Source organism: Pseudomonas sp. MC6, from assembly GCF_054790575.1.
In genome coordinates this window covers 22,222-40,343 of record NZ_CP186504.1, presented here as the reverse complement: position 1 = coordinate 40,343, position 18,122 = coordinate 22,222, and the positions used below count along the sequence as shown (strand labels likewise).

At 58.0% G+C, this 18,122-nt stretch carries 19 protein-coding genes, 1 tRNA gene and 1 pseudogene; 4 read left to right on the top strand and 17 right to left on the bottom strand.

The annotated features are described in order from the left end of the window. The first annotated feature begins 163 nt into the window (after positions 1-163). The 4 genes from ACOYXE_RS00210 (at position 164) to ACOYXE_RS00195 (ending at position 4,013) form a co-directional block, all read left to right on the top strand. Positions 164-1,540, top strand: a complete 1,377-nt coding sequence (locus ACOYXE_RS00210; protein WP_160059170.1) for an L-serine ammonia-lyase — start codon at positions 164-166, stop codon at positions 1,538-1,540. A gap of 146 nt (positions 1,541-1,686) precedes the next feature. Next, the gene (gcvT, locus tag ACOYXE_RS00205; RefSeq protein ID WP_405123003.1) at positions 1,687-2,811 is read left to right on the top strand and encodes a glycine cleavage system aminomethyltransferase GcvT; all 1,125 of its coding nucleotides are present in this window, start codon (positions 1,687-1,689) and stop codon (positions 2,809-2,811) included. A gap of 403 nt (positions 2,812-3,214) precedes the next feature. Further along, the gene (locus ACOYXE_RS00200; RefSeq protein ID WP_003227496.1) at positions 3,215-3,427 is read left to right on the top strand and encodes a cold-shock protein; all 213 of its coding nucleotides are present in this window, start codon (positions 3,215-3,217) and stop codon (positions 3,425-3,427) included. Positions 3,428-3,524: 97 nt separating this feature from the next. After that, on the top strand, positions 3,525-4,013 hold the full coding sequence (locus ACOYXE_RS00195; RefSeq protein WP_460927268.1) for an RDD family protein: 489 nt from the start codon (positions 3,525-3,527) through the stop codon (positions 4,011-4,013). 83 nt (positions 4,014-4,096) lie between these two features. Here the strand turns inward: ACOYXE_RS00195 and nadA are convergent, their stop codons facing one another. The 17 genes and pseudogenes from nadA to ACOYXE_RS00110 all read right to left on the bottom strand — a co-directional run bounded on the left by nadA (position 4,097) and on the right by ACOYXE_RS00110 (position 18,044). Further along, positions 4,097-5,155, bottom strand: coding sequence for a quinolinate synthase NadA (gene nadA, locus ACOYXE_RS00190; protein WP_016773509.1), 1,059 nt, complete (start codon positions 5,153-5,155; stop codon positions 4,097-4,099). 271 nt (positions 5,156-5,426) lie between these two features. Further along, positions 5,427-5,502: transfer RNA gene (locus ACOYXE_RS00185), tRNA-Lys, on the bottom strand. Positions 5,503-5,564: 62 nt separating this feature from the next. After that, positions 5,565-6,257, bottom strand: coding sequence for a 7-cyano-7-deazaguanine synthase QueC (queC, locus tag ACOYXE_RS00180; RefSeq protein ID WP_160059173.1), 693 nt, complete (start codon positions 6,255-6,257; stop codon positions 5,565-5,567). Between the two features lies 1 nt (position 6,258). Further along, positions 6,259-6,906 carry a 7-carboxy-7-deazaguanine synthase QueE gene (gene queE / locus ACOYXE_RS00175; RefSeq protein WP_007912722.1) on the bottom strand — a complete coding sequence of 216 codons (648 nt, stop codon included), beginning with the start codon at positions 6,904-6,906 and terminating at the stop codon, positions 6,259-6,261. 166 nt (positions 6,907-7,072) lie between these two features. Further along, positions 7,073-7,906, bottom strand: a complete 834-nt coding sequence (gene ybgF / locus ACOYXE_RS00170) for a tol-pal system protein YbgF (protein WP_077574278.1) — start codon at positions 7,904-7,906, stop codon at positions 7,073-7,075. A 6-nt stretch (positions 7,907-7,912) separates the two neighbouring features. Next, on the bottom strand, positions 7,913-8,410 hold the full coding sequence (pal, locus tag ACOYXE_RS00165; RefSeq protein WP_003178634.1) for a peptidoglycan-associated lipoprotein Pal: 498 nt from the start codon (positions 8,408-8,410) through the stop codon (positions 7,913-7,915). Positions 8,411-8,462: 52 nt separating this feature from the next. Continuing rightward, positions 8,463-9,743: a Tol-Pal system beta propeller repeat protein TolB gene (gene tolB, locus ACOYXE_RS00160; RefSeq protein WP_174244523.1), complete on the bottom strand. Its 1,281-nt coding sequence runs from the start codon at positions 9,741-9,743 to the stop codon at positions 8,463-8,465. Between the two features lie 17 nt (positions 9,744-9,760). Further along, positions 9,761-10,843, bottom strand: coding sequence for a cell envelope integrity protein TolA (tolA, locus tag ACOYXE_RS00155; protein ID WP_016983827.1), 1,083 nt, complete (start codon positions 10,841-10,843; stop codon positions 9,761-9,763). Next, on the bottom strand, positions 10,843-11,295 hold the full coding sequence (tolR, locus tag ACOYXE_RS00150) for a protein TolR (RefSeq protein ID WP_161806672.1): 453 nt from the start codon (positions 11,293-11,295) through the stop codon (positions 10,843-10,845). Before tolR ends, tolA begins: the two co-directional genes overlap by 1 nt. Positions 11,296-11,318: 23 nt before the next feature. Beyond that, positions 11,319-12,015, bottom strand: a pseudogene (gene tolQ / locus ACOYXE_RS00145) (protein TolQ). After that, a complete protein-coding gene (ybgC, locus tag ACOYXE_RS00140) occupies positions 12,005-12,472 on the bottom strand; it encodes a tol-pal system-associated acyl-CoA thioesterase (protein ID WP_095048214.1) in 468 nt (155 codons plus the stop codon). Before ybgC ends, tolQ begins: the two are co-directional and overlap by 11 nt. Before the next feature lie 127 nt (positions 12,473-12,599). Next, the gene (ruvB, locus tag ACOYXE_RS00135) at positions 12,600-13,661 is read right to left on the bottom strand and encodes a Holliday junction branch migration DNA helicase RuvB (protein ID WP_007912736.1); all 1,062 of its coding nucleotides are present in this window, start codon (positions 13,659-13,661) and stop codon (positions 12,600-12,602) included. Beyond that, the gene (ruvA, locus tag ACOYXE_RS00130) at positions 13,662-14,270 is read right to left on the bottom strand and encodes a Holliday junction branch migration protein RuvA (protein WP_034153418.1); all 609 of its coding nucleotides are present in this window, start codon (positions 14,268-14,270) and stop codon (positions 13,662-13,664) included. Between the two features lie 115 nt (positions 14,271-14,385). Next, complete coding sequence (gene ruvC, locus ACOYXE_RS00125) at positions 14,386-14,913, bottom strand: crossover junction endodeoxyribonuclease RuvC (RefSeq protein ID WP_007951206.1); 528 nt, start codon at positions 14,911-14,913, stop codon at positions 14,386-14,388. Between the two features lie 156 nt (positions 14,914-15,069). Continuing rightward, positions 15,070-15,816 carry a YebC/PmpR family DNA-binding transcriptional regulator gene (locus tag ACOYXE_RS00120; RefSeq protein ID WP_007912738.1) on the bottom strand — a complete coding sequence of 249 codons (747 nt, stop codon included), beginning with the start codon at positions 15,814-15,816 and terminating at the stop codon, positions 15,070-15,072. A 128-nt stretch (positions 15,817-15,944) separates the two neighbouring features. Then, a complete protein-coding gene (gene aspS / locus ACOYXE_RS00115) occupies positions 15,945-17,720 on the bottom strand; it encodes an aspartate--tRNA ligase (RefSeq protein ID WP_016983822.1) in 1,776 nt (591 codons plus the stop codon). A 102-nt stretch (positions 17,721-17,822) separates the two neighbouring features. Continuing rightward, positions 17,823-18,044 (bottom strand): FmdB family zinc ribbon protein, encoded by a 222-nt coding sequence (locus ACOYXE_RS00110; protein WP_007912741.1) that lies wholly within the window; start codon positions 18,042-18,044, stop codon positions 17,823-17,825. Positions 18,045-18,122 lie beyond the last annotated feature (78 nt).

Genomic DNA, 18,122 nt, shown 5'->3' with positions numbered 1-18,122 from the left:
ACCACAAATCCCTGTGGGAGCTGGCTTGCCAGCGATGAGGGTGGATCAGCCTACATCTTTGTTGCCTGACCCACCGCCATCGCTGGCAAGCCAGCTCCCACAAGGAACGCATCAAGCCTGATATTTCCGCCAATTCCTATAACAAGAAACCGGAGAACCACTCATGTCGTTAAGCGTGTTCGACCTGTTCAAGATTGGCATCGGCCCCTCCAGTTCCCACACCGTCGGCCCGATGCGCGCAGCCGCACGTTTCGCCGAAGGCCTGCAACGTGAAAACCTGCTGACCACCACCGCCAGCGTTCGCGTTGAACTCTACGGTTCCCTAGGCGCCACTGGTAAAGGTCACGGCAGCGACAAAGCCGTGCTGCTCGGCCTCGAAGGCGAGCACCCCGATACCGTCGATACCGAAACCGTCGCCGCGCGCCTGCAAGAGATTCGCGGTAACGCCCGACTCAACCTGCTCGGTGAACAGAGCATTGCGTTCAACGAGAAAGAACACCTGGCAATGATCCGCAAGCCGCTGGCCTATCACCCCAACGGTATGATCTTCCGCGCCTTCGATGCGGCGGGCCTGCAGATTCGCAGCCGCGAGTACTACTCGGTCGGTGGTGGTTTTGTCGTCGATGAAGACGCGGCCGGTGCCGACCGCATCGTCGAAGACGCCACACCACTGACTTTCCCGTTCAAAAGTGCCAAGGACCTGCTCGGTCATTGCGCCACCTACGGTCTGTCGATCAGCCAGGTGATGCTGACCAACGAAAGTGCCTGGCGCTCGGAGGCGGAAACCCGCGCCGGCCTGTTGAAAATCTGGCAGGTGATGCAGGACTGCGTCGCTGCGGGCTGCCGTAACGAAGGTATTTTGCCCGGCGGCTTGAAGGTCAAACGTCGTGCAGCGGCGCTGCATCGGCAGCTGTGCAAGAACCCGGAATCAGCGTTGCGCGATCCGTTGTCGGTGCTCGACTGGGTCAACCTCTACGCCTTGGCGGTCAACGAAGAAAACGCCAACGGCGGGCGTGTGGTTACCGCACCCACCAACGGCGCGGCCGGGATCATTCCAGCGGTGCTGCATTACTACATGCGTTTTATCCCCGGCGCGAACGACGACGGCGTCGTGCGCTTTCTGCTGACCGCTGCGGCCATCGGCATTCTCTACAAGGAAAACGCCTCGATCTCCGGCGCCGAAGTCGGCTGCCAAGGTGAAGTCGGCGTGGCCTGTTCGATGGCGGCCGGGGCGTTGTGCGAAGTGCTTGGTGGCAGCGTGCAGCAAGTCGAGAACGCGGCGGAAATCGGCATGGAGCACAACCTCGGCCTGACCTGCGACCCGATTGGCGGGCTGGTGCAGGTGCCGTGTATCGAGCGCAATGCGATGGGCTCAGTGAAAGCGATCAACGCGGTGCGCATGGCCATGCGCGGCGACGGTCAGCATTTTGTCTCCCTCGACAAGGTCATCCGCACCATGCGCCAGACCGGCGCTGACATGAAAAGCAAATACAAAGAGACCGCCCGTGGCGGTCTGGCGGTCAACATCATCGAATGCTGACCTAACCCCAGCCCTCTCCCTCCGGGAGAGCAACGTAACTAGCGCCCTCTCCCTCTGGGAGAGGGCTGGGGTGAGGGGCTTTTGATCTTGATCTTGATCTTGATCTAGCCCCATACCCCCAAACTCAAATTTTCAAGGAGCCACGCATGTCCACCGAACAACTGTCGAAAACCCCGCTGCACGCTCTGCACCTCGAACTCGGCGCCCGCATGGTGCCGTTCGCCGGCTACGACATGCCGGTGCAATACCCGCTCGGCGTGATGAAAGAACACCAGCACACCCGTGAGCAGGCCGGGCTGTTCGATGTCTCGCACATGGGCCAGATTCGCCTGACCGGCGCCAACGCCGCCAAAGCCCTGGAAACCCTGGTGCCGGTGGACATCATCGACCTGCCGGTGGGTATGCAGCGTTACGCGATGTTCACCAACGAGACCGGTGGCATTCTCGACGACCTGATGGTCGCCAATCTCGGCAACGACGAACTGTTCCTGGTGGTTAACGCCGCGTGCAAGGATCAGGATCTTGCACATTTGCAAAAACACATCGGGGATCAGTGCACCATTACGGAGCTGTTCGAAGAGCGTGCACTGCTGGCATTGCAAGGTCCGGCGGCGGTCACCGTGCTGGCGCGACTGGCACCTTCGGTTGAAAAAATGACTTTTATGCAGTTCACCCGTGTGAGTCTGCTGGGTGTCGACTGCTTCGTCAGCCGTTCGGGCTACACCGGTGAAGACGGTTTCGAAATCTCCGTTCCGGCCGCCGACGCGGAAAAACTCGCCCGCGCCCTGCTCGCTGAACCGGAAGTCCAGGCCATCGGCCTCGGTGCCCGCGATTCGCTGCGCCTGGAAGCCGGCCTGTGCCTGTATGGCCACGACATGAACACCGAGACCACGCCGATCGAAGCCAGCCTGTTATGGGCGATCTCCAAGCCACGCCGCGCTGATGGCGCGCGGGCAGGCGGTTTCCCGGGTGCGGAAAATATTTTCGCCCAGCAACAGAATGGTGTCGCACGCAAACGTGTCGGCCTGCTGCCACAAGAACGTACACCCGTGCGTGAAGGCGCAGAAATCGTCAACGAAGCCGGCGAGATCATCGGCAGCGTGTGCAGCGGCGGTTTCGGTCCGACACTGGGCGGGCCGTTGGCAATGGGTTACCTCGACAGTGCTTATGTCACGCTCGATACAGCGGTCTGGGCCATCGTGCGTGGGAAAAAGGTGCAAATGCTTGTAAGCAAAATGCCATTTGTTCCACAACGCTACTATCGCGGTTGATTGACTGTTTCTATAAGTAACGCGATTGCGTAATGCATGCACTAATGTGTAACGCAATCGCCACAAAAAAGTGCATTTTCTAACATCCGATTCGAATATGAACTTTGCTTATAACGTTCGAAAACACTTGAACAAGCGAATCGTCTAAGCCGCACTAGTGGAATGACTAACTGCCAGCAAGCACAGCAAATCCGGGGCCTTCACGGGGCTTGTTTTTTCTCCCGTAGTTGGCGTAGAGTTTCTCCACTGTGTTTGCATGGGTCAGCTTGGAATCGTGACCTGGGCAGTAGCCTATAAGTTAGCTACATCCCGTTCGACGTCTTCTTACTCTCCTGCAACCAGCCCCAGTACTCTTTCATGTGAAGGAGACTGTCATTAATTTTTGCGTCAAAGGAAATAAGAAATGTCCACACGTCAGAGCGGTACCGTCAAGTGGTTTAACGACGAGAAAGGTTTTGGTTTTATCACTCCAGAAAGCGGTCCGGATCTGTTCGTGCATTTCCGCGCCATTCAGGGCAACGGCTTCAAAAGCCTGAAAGAAGGCCAGAAAGTGACCTTCGTTGCTGTGCAGGGCCAGAAAGGCATGCAGGCTGACGAAGTACAAGCAGAAGCCTGATTTTCTGTTACGAAAAAGCCCCTGTTATTGATATCAGGGGCTTTTTTGTGCGCGCGAATCCGTAAAATGGCGCTTCATTTTGCGTCCAGAGGCTGCCATGTCGAAAAACCTGCTCACGCCCCAAGGGGATTTCCCTCCGGTAGACCTTGGTCGTCGTCTGGCAGCGATGTTCTATGACTTCCTGTTGTGCACTGCCCTGTTGATCGTGACCGGTGGCATCTACAAGATGATCCAGGCGGCAATCATCGGCGAAGAGCGACTGCGGATCATGACCGACGCCGGCAAGCTCGATGGCGATCCTCTGTATTCGACAGTGCTGCTGCTGGTGCTGTTTGGATTTTTCGCCAAGTTCTGGACCCATGGCGGGCAGACATTGGGCATGCAGGTGTGGGGGATCCGCGTGCAGAACGCCAACGGCACGGCAATCAGCCTGTGGCAGGCGCTGCTGCGCTTCATGGTGTCGATTGCGTCGTGGTTGTGCGTGGGGCTGGGGTTCTTCTGGTCGCTGTATGACAAGCAGAAGCGCACGTGGCATGACATCTATTCCGATACTCGCGTGGTGCGAGTCCCGAAGAAACAAAAGTAAGCGCCCATAAAAAAAGATCGTAGCCTGCGGCAGCTCCTACACCGAACTATGTAGGAGCTGCCGCAGGCTGCGATCTTTTGCTTTCAGGCGTTACCGGCCAGCTTCATCCGCGCTGCCTGGGTAAAGTCGAGCATGCGCTTCAACGGCCGAATCGCCTGCGGAATCAACGCCGGATCAACAAAGATCTCATTCGTGCCTTCCTTCAAGCTCTTGAGCGTGCGCTCAAGGGTGTTCATGGCCATCCACGGGCAATGCGCGCAACTGCGGCAGGCTGCGCCGTTACCGGCAGTTGGCGCCTCGATAAAGACCTTGTCCGGGCACAACTGCTGCATCTTGTAGAAGATGCCACGGTCGGTCGCGACGATCAGCGTCTTGTTCGGCAGGCTCTGCGCGGCAGCGATCAACTGACTCGTAGAACCGACGGCGTCCGCCAACTCGATCACCGACGTTGGCGATTCCGGGTGCACGAGGATCGCAGCATCCGGGTACAACGCTTTCATGTCTTCGAGCTGCTTGGACTTGAACTCCTCGTGAACGATGCAGGCACCGTCCCACAGCAGCATGTCGGCGCCAGTCTTGCGCTGAATGTACGTACCGAGGTGCTTGTCCGGCCCCCAGATGATGGTCTCGCCGTTGTCCATCAGGCTTTCGACGATCTCCAGCGCGCAACTCGACGTCACTACCCAGTCAGCCCGGGCTTTGACCGCCGCAGAGGTGTTGGCATAGACCACCACCGTGCGCTCCGGGTGCTGATCACAGAACGCCGAGAACTCGTCGACCGGGCAACCCAGATCCAGCGAGCAAGTCGCCTCCAGGGTTGGCATCAGCACGCGTTTTTCCGGGTTGAGAATCTTCGCGGTCTCGCCCATGAACTTCACGCCGGCGACCACCACGGTCTTCGCCGGGTGAGCGTTACCGAAGCGAGCCATTTCCAGGGAGTCAGAGACACAGCCACCGGTTTCTTCGGCCAAAGCCTGAATCACCGGGTCGCAATAAAAGTGGGCCACCAGCACCGCGTCCTGAGCCTTGAGCTCGGCGGCGATGGCAGAACGGTAATAAGCCTCTTCCTCGGCCGTCAGCGGTTTGGGCTGTTTGGCATCGAGATGGGCTTGAACCAGAAGGCGTTCGGAAATCTGCGTCATGTTCGCAAGACCTGCAGGCGCGTTCGCGCGAAAGTCGAGTATACACCCGGCTCCGGACCGCTTGAGGGTACCGCCGGGAGAGTGAGTATTATCAGGCACGGACAGCATTGAAGCTGCGCAAGGCTACAGAATATCCCGTTGATACAAAAGATGATTCTGACCTGCGTCAGCGCTGCGGGTATTGAAATAACGCGGAGCGAAATTGCAGGCAAAAAAAAACCCGGAAATCCTCACTTTCGTGGGCCTTCCGGATTTTCTAAACCGCCAAATATGGTGGGTCGTGTGGGATTCGAACCTACGACCAATTGGTTAAAAGCCAACTGCTCTACCAACTGAGCTAACGACCCGCTGTGTGGTGGCGCGTATAATACTGATTTTTAAGGACTATTCAACACCTTTTTGAAAATAATCAAAAATAAGGTGTTGGGTCACTCACACCAGCCGCTGCAAAGCCCTCTGCGCGCAGGCGGCAGCTGTCGCATTTACCGCACGCGCGGCCGTCATCGTCGGCCTGATAGCAGGACACGGTGAGGCCATAGTCAACGCCGAGCTTAACGCCCGCCTCGACAATCTGTGCCTTGCTCAGGTTCTGCAACGGCGCCTGGATGCGGAAGCCATTGCCTTCAACACCGGCCTTGGTCGCCAGATTGGCCATGCGCTCGAACGACTCAATGAACTCGGGACGGCAATCCGGGTAACCGGAATAGTCCACCGCGTTGACACCAATGAAGATCTCGCGGGCACCGAGTACTTCCGCCCAACCCAATGCCAGCGACAGGAACACCGTGTTACGCGCCGGCACGTACGTCACTGGAATGCCTTCACCCAGCTCTTCGGGGATGTCGATGCTGCTGTCGGTCAGGGCTGAGCCGCCCATGCCATTGAGGTTCAGGCCAATCACCTTGTGCTCGACCACACCCAAGTCGCGGGCGACGCGTGCGGCGGCGTGCAATTCGGCATGGGAACGCTGGCCGTAATCGAAGCTCATGGTGTAGCAGCTGTAGCCTTGCGCGCGAGCCATGGCTACAACAGTCGCCGAATCCAGGCCACCGGACAGCAGGATGACCGCACGTTTTTCAGTGGTGTTCAGTTGTTCGGTCATATCAGCGCCCCGGCTCGTCATTCCATAGATATTTATGCAACTGCAATTGCAACCGCACCGGCAGGTTGTCCGCCACCACCCAGTCCGCCAGATCCCTAGCATTGAGGTCATGGTGGCTTGGGGAAAACAGCACTTCACCGGCACGCCGATCGAGACCGTACTGAATCAGTTTGGAGACGGCCCAGTCATAGTCGTCCCGCGAGCAGATGACAAACTTCACCTGATCGTTGGGCGTCAGCAGTTCGATGTTCTCGTAACGGTTGCGATGGGCTTCTTTCGAATCCGGCGTCTTCAGGTCGACAACGCGACTGACGCGCGGATCGACCGCCGAGACGTCGAGGGCGCCGCTGGTTTCCAGCGAAACCTCATAACCGGCATCACACAACTGTTTGAGCAAAGGAATGGCGTTCGGCTGTGCCAGCGGCTCACCGCCGGTGACGCAAACGTAGCGCGGGCGAAATCCGGCCACCTGCTCAAGGATGTCGTCGAGGGTGCGCACGGTACCGCCACTGAAGGCATAGGCGCTGTCGCAGTATTGGCAACGCAAAGGGCAACCGGTCAGGCGCACAAAAACAGTGGGCAGCCCGGCAGTCCGCGTTTCCCCCTGCAACGAGTAGAAAACTTCGGTGATTCTCAATGTGTCTTGCATAGTCGCCACGGGCGTAACAGCTAAACAGGCTGTCCGCCTCCGTCAGGCACTTCAGGCAATCCCGCCAACGCGTAGACCGCAAGAAGCGTGTTTCAGAAAAAGGGCGTGAATTCTAACGAAAAAACCCGCGACAAGCGCGGGTTTCTTCCAAACGGGTCAAGCCTGCTTACATGCGTTGCAGATCGCGCTGGGCCAACTGCGCAGCCGAGGTACCCGGATATTGGGCGACCACCTGCTGCAGAATGCCTTTGACCTTGTCGGTATGACCGAGGCGACGCTCTACATCAGCCAGCTTGTACAGCGAATCCGGCACTTTGGCGTGCTTGGGATAGAGCTGCGAAACCTTGGCGAAAGCCTGACCTGCACCTTGCAGATCGCCTTTGGCCAGATTCACTTCACCCAACCAGTACTGGGCGTTGCCCGCGTATTGGCTGTTCGGGTATTTGCGCAGGAAAGCGGCAAAAGCCTGGCTGGCCTTGTCGAAATCCTTGGCTTTGATCAGGTCGAAAGCGGCATCGTAATACAGCTTTTCCTTGGCCGGATCACCCGGTTCACTGCTTGCAGCAGGTGCCTGGGCAGCAGCCCCGGCGCCAGCGGCAGCACCGGCAGCAGCACTTGCATCGCCACCGGCAGAAGAATTCTCAGGAGTCGCGGCAGGTGCAGCACCGGATCCTATGCGCCGATCAAGATCCTGGTATCGCTCCAGGGATTCCTGCTTCATGCGCGCAACCTGATTCTGCAGTTCTTCAATCACACCTTGCTGGCGCGATATCTGATCCTGCATCTGTTGCAATTGGTTGAACAGCATGCCTTGTGCCGAGGTAGGGGCCGAAGCCGCTCCCCCGGCATAGGCGCCGTTCGTACCGTAACCTGCAGGCGGATAACTGCTCCCGCTATTGTTATAACCGGAGTTGTCATCGACCACAGGAACCGCAGCCCACGCCGCAAGCGGCGCGAGGCTGAGAGCCAGAACAGTTACAGCACGACGGCACGTTCGCATATCGAATTACTTACGCAGTTCGACGCGACGGTTTTGAGCCCAGGACTGCTCGTCGTTGCCGGTAGCAACTGGACGCTCTTCGCCGTAGGAAACCAGTTCCAGCTGAGCTGGGGAAACACCTTGCAGTACCAGGTAGCGTTGAACGGCTTTCGCACGACGCTCGCCCAGTGCCATGTTGTACTCACGAGTACCACGTTCGTCGGTGTTGCCTTCCAGAACAACGCGAGCGCCGTTTGCTTTCAGGTCTTTGGCGTGAACGTCCAGAGCGCGCATGGCTTCTGGCTTCAGGTCCGAGCTGTCGTATTCGAAGTAGAAGGTGGTGATTGCGCGCAGAGCAGCTTCTTCGCTCAGGGAACCGTCAACGGCACCAGTGTTTGCGCCGTAACCAGCGTTTGGATCAACAGCGCCTTCACCGGCGTTGTCGCCGCCTTTGGACGAGCAACCTACAGCTACAGCCATGGCCAGAGCCAGCGCAGCAAATTTACCAAACTTCAGCATTTCCATCGTGAAACTCCTAATGAACCCCAGTGTGTTAAGTAAAACGTGTAGCGCCCGCTCACTTCAGGTAAGGGGACCAGGACGGTTCTCTGACTTCGCCTTGAGCGGTAGGAAGCGGGAGCCTAACGCGTCCATTAATGGACACGAGCATCAAGACTCCCCGGCCCTGTTGGCGGGTGGCGTAGATTACCATGGTGCCGTTGGGCGCAACAGTAGGTGACTCGTCCAGAGTGCTATCAGTGAGGATCTTTACACTACCTCGCTGCAGATCCTGAGCTGCCACCTTGAAATTGGTGAAGCCATCCTGACGATGAATCATCACCAAAGTCTTTTCATCTGCCGACAGTTTCGGGTTGGCGTTGTAGTTGCCAATGAACGTAACACGCTCGGCACCACCGCCACCGACGCTGGTTTTATAGATCTGCGGCTTGCCGCCACGGTCGGAGGTGAAGTAGATAGTCGAGCCATCCTTGCCCCAGAACGGTTCGGTATTGATGCCCTGGCCATTCGTTACGCGACTGATCTGGCGCGAAGCCAGATTCATCACGTAGATATCCGGGTTACCGTCCTTCGACAGCACGAACGCCAGGCGATCACCGTTCGGCGACCAGGCTGGCGCGCCGTTCAGACCTTCGAAGTTGGTGATCTGCTCACGGCGACCGGTGTCGATGTTCTGCATGAAGATGCGTGGGCGCTTCTGCTCGAACGACACATAGGCGATGCGCTTGCCATCCGGTGCAAAACGCGGCGACAGGATTGGCTCACGCGATTGCAGCAAGGTCACGGCGCGAGCACCGTCGTAGTCCGAACGCTGCAGGGTGTAACGGGTGTTCTTCTCGGAGAAGCGCTCAGCCGTCACATACAGCAGGCGAGTCGAGAACGCACCTTCAATACCGGTCAGCTTCTGGAACGACTGATCAGAGATGAAGTGCGCCATGTCGCGCAGTTGCTCGGTGGTGCCGGAAACACTGCCGTCAGCCACTTTCTGTTCGGTGGCCACGTTGAACAGTGCCCACTGCACCTGCAGGCGACCGCCGGCTGGAGCAATGCTGCCGACCATCATGTATTGAGCACCTACCGCCTTCCAGTCACGGAAGATGATTTCGCTCGGCTGGCTTGGCTGGCTGATCATGTTTTGCTTTGGAATCGGCGAGTAGTAGCCCGAGTTGCGCAAATCGTTACCAATGATTTCAGCCATATCATCAGGCAGCACGGCACCGCCTTGCATACCGAACGGTACAACGGCGATCGGGGTTGCCCGATCGCTGCCGCTGGTGACCAGAATGTTCTTTTCATCCGCCATCGCGATCCCTGCCATGCAGCAGATCACGACCAGCATTCCTCGAAGAAGGTTTCTCACAAGGCTAGATCCTCAGGTGTGAATGTCATCTTGAATGAACGATACGGAGCGAAATCGCTCGGCTTCATTCCCTGCATTTCTGTCAAACGTCCAATATTTTTGACCGCTGCCACTGCCGAAGCATCGAACGGACCATCGCCACTGGACTTGGCCACGCTGACCGAAGTCACCGTACCGTCCGGCAACATGCCGATCTGCAACACCACCGTCATGCCTTTGCGTGCCGAAGGTGGACGAGCCCAGCCTTCCGCAGCTCGCGCACGAATCAGGTCATCGAAACTGCCCGCGACTTCGTCGCCCTGCTCATCGGCCAAGGCCTGCTGGCGCTGCGGCGTGTCGGAAAGCAAATCGGCCAAGGCCTGAGCCTTTTTGTCTTCGGTCGATTTACGTGCCGCATCCTGCGCTTTCTTCTTCGCAGCATCAGCAGCAGCTTTCTTCTTCGCTTCGTCGGCGATTTTCTTCTTCGCCTCTTCAGCTTCAGCTTTCTTCTTGGCGTCTTCGGCGGCTTTCTTCTTCGCGTCTTCGACAATCTTCTTCTTGGCTTCTTCAGCAGCGGCTTTCTTGGCCTCTTCTTCAGCAGCCTTTTTCGCTTCTTCTTCAGATTTCTTCTTGGCTATATCAGCCAATTGTTTCTCTTCAGCCTTCTTGGCTTCGGCGGTCTTCTTGGCTTCGTCGGCTTTTTTGGCTTCGTCAGCCTTTTTCGCCTCGTCTGCTTTCTTCGACTCGTCGGCCTTCTTGGCTTCCTCGGCTTTTTGAGCCGCTTCTTCTTTCTTTTGTTCCGCAGCGGCCTTGATCTCTTCCTGCTCGACCTTCTTCTGCTCCATCTGCTCGACTTCGGTCTGGCGCGCGGCGGATTTCTTCGCCTCACCCGCAATCTTCTGATTGGTCTGGGTGGTTGCCTGACTTTTCGATTTCAGTTGGTACAGGGTCGCCTGGACGATCGGTTTGGCCGGCGGCAGTTCCGGTGTAAAGGCAAAACTGACGAACAGCATGCCGAACACCAGCACGTGCAGGACAATCGCCAGAACACTAGGCCAGAAGTAGCTTTCCGAGGCGGACGGCTCTCGCTGTTGCTGCATCAGGGGGCCTCGGTAATCAAACCAACATTACCGACCCCGGCTTTCTGCAACCCGCCCATGGCGCCCATGACGGAACCATAATCGACGGTCTTGTCACCGCGGATGAAGACTTGGGTACGCTTGCCGCCTTCAGTGCCGGCACGAATGATCTTGGTCACCGCGTCGGTCATTTGCGGCAGGGTCATGGCCCTGTCCTGTTGCTTCTCGGTATCGACTTCGCTGCCAAGGTTCCAGTAGTAGGTCTTGTCAGCCTTGATCGAAATGGTCAGGACCTGAGTGTTGTTGTCCTGCGGCAAGGCTTCGCTGGAAACCTTGGGCAGATCAACTTTCACGCCCTGATTGAGCATCGGCGCGGTCACCATGAAGATGACCAGCAGTACCAACATCACGTCGATGTAAGGCACCACGTTCATCTCGGCAACCGGCTTGCGCTTTTTGCGAGCTCGAGCGATTAAAGCCATTGGAAATTACCTGCTTATTCTTCGCTAGTGTGCACTTTGCGGTGCAGGATCGCCTGGAATTCATCGGCGAAGGTGTAGTAGCGGCCCAACAAGGTTTCGCTGCGAGCGGCGAAACGGTTGTAAGCGATAACCGCAGGGATCGCCGCGAACAGACCGATCGCAGTAGCGATCAGAGCTTCGGCGATACCCGGGGCCACAGTGGCCAGGGTTGCTTGCTGGGCGCTGGACCAGACCGCGGAAGGAGTTCATAATGCCCCACACGGTACCGAACAGACCGATGTACGGGCTGACCGAACCGACGGTGGCGAGGAACGGCAGGCTCTGCTCCAGTTTCTCTTCTTCACGGGAGATGGCGACGCGCATGGCACGGGCCACGCCTTCCATCACTGCTTCAGGATCGACACCTGGCTGCTGACGCAGACGGGAGAATTCCTTGAAACCGGCGCGGAAGATCTGCTCCACACCCGAATCAGGGTCAGGGTTGCTGCCCGCCTGACGGTACAGCTTGGACAGGTCGATACCCGACCAGAAGCGCTCTTCGAAGCTCTCCAGGGCACGTCGACCGGCGCGCAGCAGATTGCTGCGCTGAAAGATCATGATCCATGAGGTCACCGATGCGGCCACCAGGGTCAACATTACCAACTGCACCACGATGCTGGCATTGCTGACCAGGCTCCACATGGAGGAATGGTCGACGACGTTAGCTTCCACGCTTTATCTCCTGCTTTGAGTGTGTACCCGGGCCGACCGCGTCGGCAAAGGCCGCACGCAAGTCTTCGGGAAGGGCCCGGGGTTTCAAACTGTTAGTGCGCACACAGGCCACCAAAAACTGCCCCTCACAGAGCAGCACATTATCCGTTGCCCGCCTGACCTGCTGTTTGAAGCGCAGGCTGACCCGGTTCAATTCGATTACATCAGCGCTTACCAGCAGTTCGTCATCCAGTCGCGCCGGCGCGTGGTAGCGCGCTTCGCTGGAGTGCACGACAAACAACAGGTCCTCCCCTGCCAGCTGCGATTGGGCAAAGCCCAGCTCGCGAAGCCGCTCGGTTCGAGCCCGTTCCATAAACTTGAGGTAATTAACGTAATACACGATGCCGCCCGCATCGGTGTCCTCGTAATAAACGCGACAACGATGTGCGAACGACTCAAGCCCGTTTTGCGCGCGCATACTCTAGTGCTTACTCCTCAGGTTGCCAATCCGGCCAGGCAACTGTTTTTCATGGTTTCACGGCTTTACCGCAAAAGTACCGTCCTATGACCGTACAAACCCTGAATAAATCGACAAAAAATGTGTATCAATCGTCCACGGCATCGAGAAACTCGTCTGCCACGGGCATTTCACCCATTCGTGACGGAATGTTTAAACCAAAGTGCAGGTACGCATGCCGCGTCACCACCCTGCCCCGTGGCGTGCGCATGATGTAACCCTGCTGGATCAGATACGGCTCCAGCACATCTTCAATCGTGTGGCGCTCTTCGCTGATCGCAGCGGCGAGACTGTCGATGCCGACCGGGCCACCATCGAACTTCTCGATCATGGTCAGCAGCAGACGCCGATCCTGATGATCGAAACCATGTTCGTCGACATCCAGCAGGTTCAACGCCAGGTCTGCCACCGCTTTGGTGATATGACCTTTAGCACGGACTTCGGCGAAATCGCGCACCCGGCGCAGCAAACGGTTGGCAATTCGCGGCGTACCACGGGCCCGACGCGCGATTTCGAACGAGCCTTCCGGATCCAGCGGCAGACCGAGGATGGCTGCGGAACGGCTGACAATCGTCGCCAGATCAGCCGTGCTGTAGAACTCCAGACGCTGGACGATACCGAAGCGGTCACGCAACGGGTTGGTCAGCATGCCGGCGCGAGTGGTTGCGCCAACCAGGGTAAACGGCGGCAGATCGAGTTTGATCGAACGCGCTGCAGGCCCTTCGCCAATCATGATGTCGAGCTGGAAATCTTCCATCGCCGGGTACAGCACTTCTTCAACGATCGGCGACAGACGATGGATTTCGTCGATAAACAGTACGTCGTGCGGCTCAAGATTGGTCAGCAACGCCGCCAGATCGCCCGGACGCTCCAGTACCGGACCGGAAGTGCTCTTGATCGACACACCCATTTCCTGGGCGATGATATTGGCCAGCGTGGTCTTGCCCAGACCCGGCGGGCCGAAGATCAGCGTGTGATCGAGGGATTCGCTACGGCCACGGGCGGCCTGGATGAACAGCTCCATCTGCTCGCGCACGGTCGGCTGGCCAATATAGTCGGCCAGACTGACCGGACGAATCGCGCGGTCCTGGACTTCTTCGCGCTCGCGCGGGCTGTGCGCGGCGGTGATCAGACGATCAGCTTCAATCACTTAAATCATTCCCTTCAGGGCACGGCGGATCAGGTCTTCGCTGCTCAAATTCTTGTCCTTGATGGCGGTAATCGCCTTGCTCGCTTCCTGCGGCTTGTAGCCCAGTGAAATCAGCGCGCTGACCGCATCGTTCTCGGCGGTGTTGACCGGCGCCGGGCCATCCGGCTGGTTCGGCACGAGCGCGAACATGGCTGGCGTAGTTTCCCAAGCCTTGAAGCGATCCTTGAGTTCGACCAGCAGACGCTCAGCGGTTTTCTTGCCGACACCCGGCACCTTGGTCAACGCCGAGGTGTCCTGAGACTGCACGCAGCGGATCAACTCGTCGACTTCCAGACTCGACATCAAGGCCAGGGCCAATTTTGGCCCGACACCATTGAGACGGATCAACTCGCGAAAAAAGTCTCGCTCACGCTTGCCGGCAAAACCATAGAGTAATTGCGCGTCTTCGCGTACGACCAAATGCGTGTGCAAGGTCAGCGGTTCACCGACCGACGGCAGGCGATAAAGGGTAGTCATGGGCACTTCCAGCTCATACCCGAGGCCGTTTACATCCAGAATCAGGTGCGGCGGCTGTTTCTCAGCCAGGGTGCCGCGCAAGCGTCCAATCACGTTTCAGATCCTTGAGCGTTGGCCAGCCGTGGGCTGGCGACTGTCGAAAGGCGAATTCCGGGCCGACGACCCAGGCGCAAGAAATCCGCTTTCAGGAAAATTGATGCTGATGCTATCAGAGACGCAGGCGCCCGCCACGACTGCGTGCCGTTCCCAAGCCGTGCGGCAGCAGACTGGAACGGGTGTGCGCATGGCAAATGGCAATGGCCAGAGCGTCCGAGGCGTCGATTTGCGGTTTGCTGGTGAGCTTGAGCATGTGCATGACCATCATCTGCACCTGTTCTTTATTGGCGGCGCCAGTGCCGACTACAGCCTGCTTGACCTGAGTGGCCGTGTACTCGGCGATCTCCAGGCTCTCTTCAGCGCCAGCCACGATTGCAGCGCCGCGAGCCTGACCGAGTTTCAGCGCCGAATCGGCGTTTTTCGCCATGAAGACTTTTTCGATACCCATGGTGACCGGGCCGTACGTCTGGATGATTTCGCGCACGCCGCGATAGACGATTTGCAGGCGCTCGTGCAGTTCGCCAGCGCCGGTGCGGATACAGCCCGAGGCCACATAGATACAGCCACCACGCCCGGTATCTCGAACAATGCCGTAACCGGTAATGCGCGAACCGGGGTCGATACCAAGAATTAAAGTCATAACGCCTGCAGAAATTGATGCGAAAGCTGAGGGTACATGTAGGAGCTGCCGAAGGCTGCGATCTTTTGATCTTTCAAAAACAGAAAGATCGCAGCCTTCGGCAGCTCCTACAGGTGAAGTGTAGAGCCAGCAAAAACTGCGACCTTTCTATTTGCATCAACCGAGCTGAGCGGCCACGTCTTCCGGAATGTCCGCGTTGGAGTAGACGTTCTGCACATCATCCAGATCCTCAAGCATGTCAATCAGCTTGAGCACCTTTTCCGCGCCTTCCAGATCCAGTTCGGCGCTGGTGGTCGGCTGCATGACGATTTCCGCGTCATCACCCTTGAAACCGGCGGCTTCCAGCGCGTTACGCACGGCATAGAAGCTGGTGAACGAGGTGAACACATCGATCGAACCGTCTTCATGGCTGACCACGTCATCGGCGTCGGCTTCCAGCGCCGCTTCGGTCAGTGCGTCTTCATCGACGCCCGGCGCGAAGCTGATCTGGCCTTTGCGTTCGAACAGATACGCAACCGAACCGTCGGTACCGAGGTTGCCACCGCACTTGCTGAACGCATGACGAACGGCTGCCGCAGTACGGTTGCGGTTGTCGGTCATGCACTCGACCATCACCGCCACGCCGCCGGGGCCATAACCTTCGTAAGTCAGCTCTTCAACGTTGTCCGCTTCGGTGGCACCGGCGCCGCGCGCGACGGCACGGTCAATGATGTCGCGGCTCATGTTGGCGCTCAGCGCCTTGTCCAGCGCCAGACGCAGACGCGGGTTGGAGCCGGGATCACCGCCGCCCTGACGGGCCGCAACGGTCAGTTCGCGGATCCACTTGGTAAAAATCTTGCCTCTCTTGGCATCCTGACGTTCTTTGCGGTGCTTGATGTTCGCCCACTTGGAATGACCTGCCATAACTCGCTCCGAATTCTCTTTGAAACGTTGCCCGCCCTGCTCATGCAGCGGCCAGCACACAAAAAATCTCGACCTGCTCTCTATAGATAGAAAAAAGGCGCATCCGAAGATGCGCCTTCAGGCCCGTCTTACTCAGCCTTTGGCGTTTCGCGCAAACGAATGTGCAATTCGCGCAGTGCCTTGGCATCCACCACACCCGGCGCTTGCGTCATCACGTCGGCAGCACTCTGGGTTTTCGGGAAAGCGATCACTTCACGGATCGACTGGGCGCCGGTCATCAGCATCACCAGACGGTCGAGACCGAAAGCCAGACCACCGTGTGGCGGTGCACCGTACTTCAGGGCGTCGAGCAGGAAGCCGAACTTCTCTTCCTGTTCCGCTTCATTGATACCCAGCAGGCGGAATACCGACTGTTGCATCTCTTTACGGTGGATACGGATCGAACCGCCACCCAGTTCGGTACCGTTCAGCACCATGTCGTACGCGCGGGACAGAGCGCCAGCCGGGTTGGCTTCGAGTTCTTGCGGCGTGCACTTCGGTGCGGTGAACGGGTGGTGCAGCGCGGAGAAGCTGCCGTCGTCGTTTTCTTCGAACATCGGGAAGTCGACGACCCACATTGGCGCCCACTCGCAGGTCAGCAGCTTGAGGTCGTGACCGAGCTTGATACGCAGCGCGCCCAGGGCTTCGCTGACGATCTTGGCCTTGTCGGCGCCGAAGAACACGATGTCGCCGTCAACTGCGCCAACGCGATCGAGGATGGCGTTGAGGTTTTCCAGCGGGATGTTTTTCACGATCGGCGATTGCAGACCGTCAACACCGGCAGCGCGCTCGTTGACCTTGATGTACGCCAGGCCCTTGGCACCGTAGATGCCGACGAACTTGGTGTAATCGTCGATCTGCTTGCGTGGCATGCTCGCCCCGCCTGGAACGCGCAGTGCGGCGATACGGCACTTCGGATCATTGGCCGGGCCGCTGAATACTTTGAAGTCGACTTCTTTGAGCTGGTCGGCAACGTCGACCAGTTCCAGCGGGTTACGCAGGTCTGGCTTGTCGGAACCGTAGCGGCGCATGGCTTCTTCGAAAGTCATGTGCGGGAAGTCGCCGAATTCCAGACCCAGCACTTCCTTGAACAGGTTGCGGATCATTTCTTCGGTCAGGCCCATGATCTCTTTTTCATCGAGGAAGCTGGTCTCGATGTCGATCTGGGTGAATTCTGGCTGACGGTCAGCGCGCAGGTCTTCGTCGCGGAAGCACTTGGCGATCTGGTAGTAACGGTCGAAACCGGCAACCATCAGCAGTTGCTTGAACAGCTGCGGCGATTGCGGCAACGCGAAGAACGAACCGGCGTGAGTGCGGCTTGGCACCAGATAGTCACGCGCACCTTCAGGGGTGGCACGGGTCAGGATCGGCGTTTCAACGTCGAGGAAGCCGTTCTCGTCGAGGAAGCGACGGATGCTGGTGGTCATGCGCGAACGCAGACGCAGCTTCTCGGCCATTTCCGGACGACGCAGGTCGAGGAAGCGATAACGCAGACGGGTTTCTTCGCCAACGTCGGAGAACTCGTTCAGCGGGAACGGCGGGGTTTCCGACTCGTTCAGCACTTCCAGTTCGTAACCCAGCACTTCGATCATGCCCGACGCCATGTTGGCGTTGGTGGCACCGGCCGGACGCAGACGCACCTTACCGGTGATCTTCACGACGTATTCGCTGCGCACGCGATCGGCAGCGGCGAAGCTCTCGGCGCGATCCGGATCGAATACCACTTGGGCCAGACCATCACGATCACGGATATCGAGGAAAATCACCCCGCCGTGGTCGCGACGACGGTGAACCCATCCGCAAAGGGTAATTTCCTGGCCTTCCAGGCTTTCGTTCAGTTGGCCGCAATAGTGGCTGCGCATCATGGTCGTGGTTCGCTTCTCGTAATTCGAAAAATTCGGTGGAGCTCCCGTTGCTTTTCAAGCAATGCGGAAACTCACGCGTGTCGTTCAACCTGGGGTTGAACCCTAGTCAGATTTGTCGCCACCGGCCAGGTTCTTCTTGGCTCCGGTCTTGAAATCGGTTTCGTACCAACCGCCGCCACTGAGGCGAAAGCCTGGCATCGACAGTTGCTTCTTGAGCTCTGGCGCCTGACAGGCAGGGCAGTCGACCAGCGGGGCCTCGCTGATCTTTTGAATGGCTTCCAACTGATGACCACAGGAAGCACATTGATAATCGTACATCGGCATGGGGGTGTCTCGGCGATCAGATTGCCACCGCGCGCAGGGCTTTGCGGCGAAAGAGCGGGATTATATCGATTAAATGCG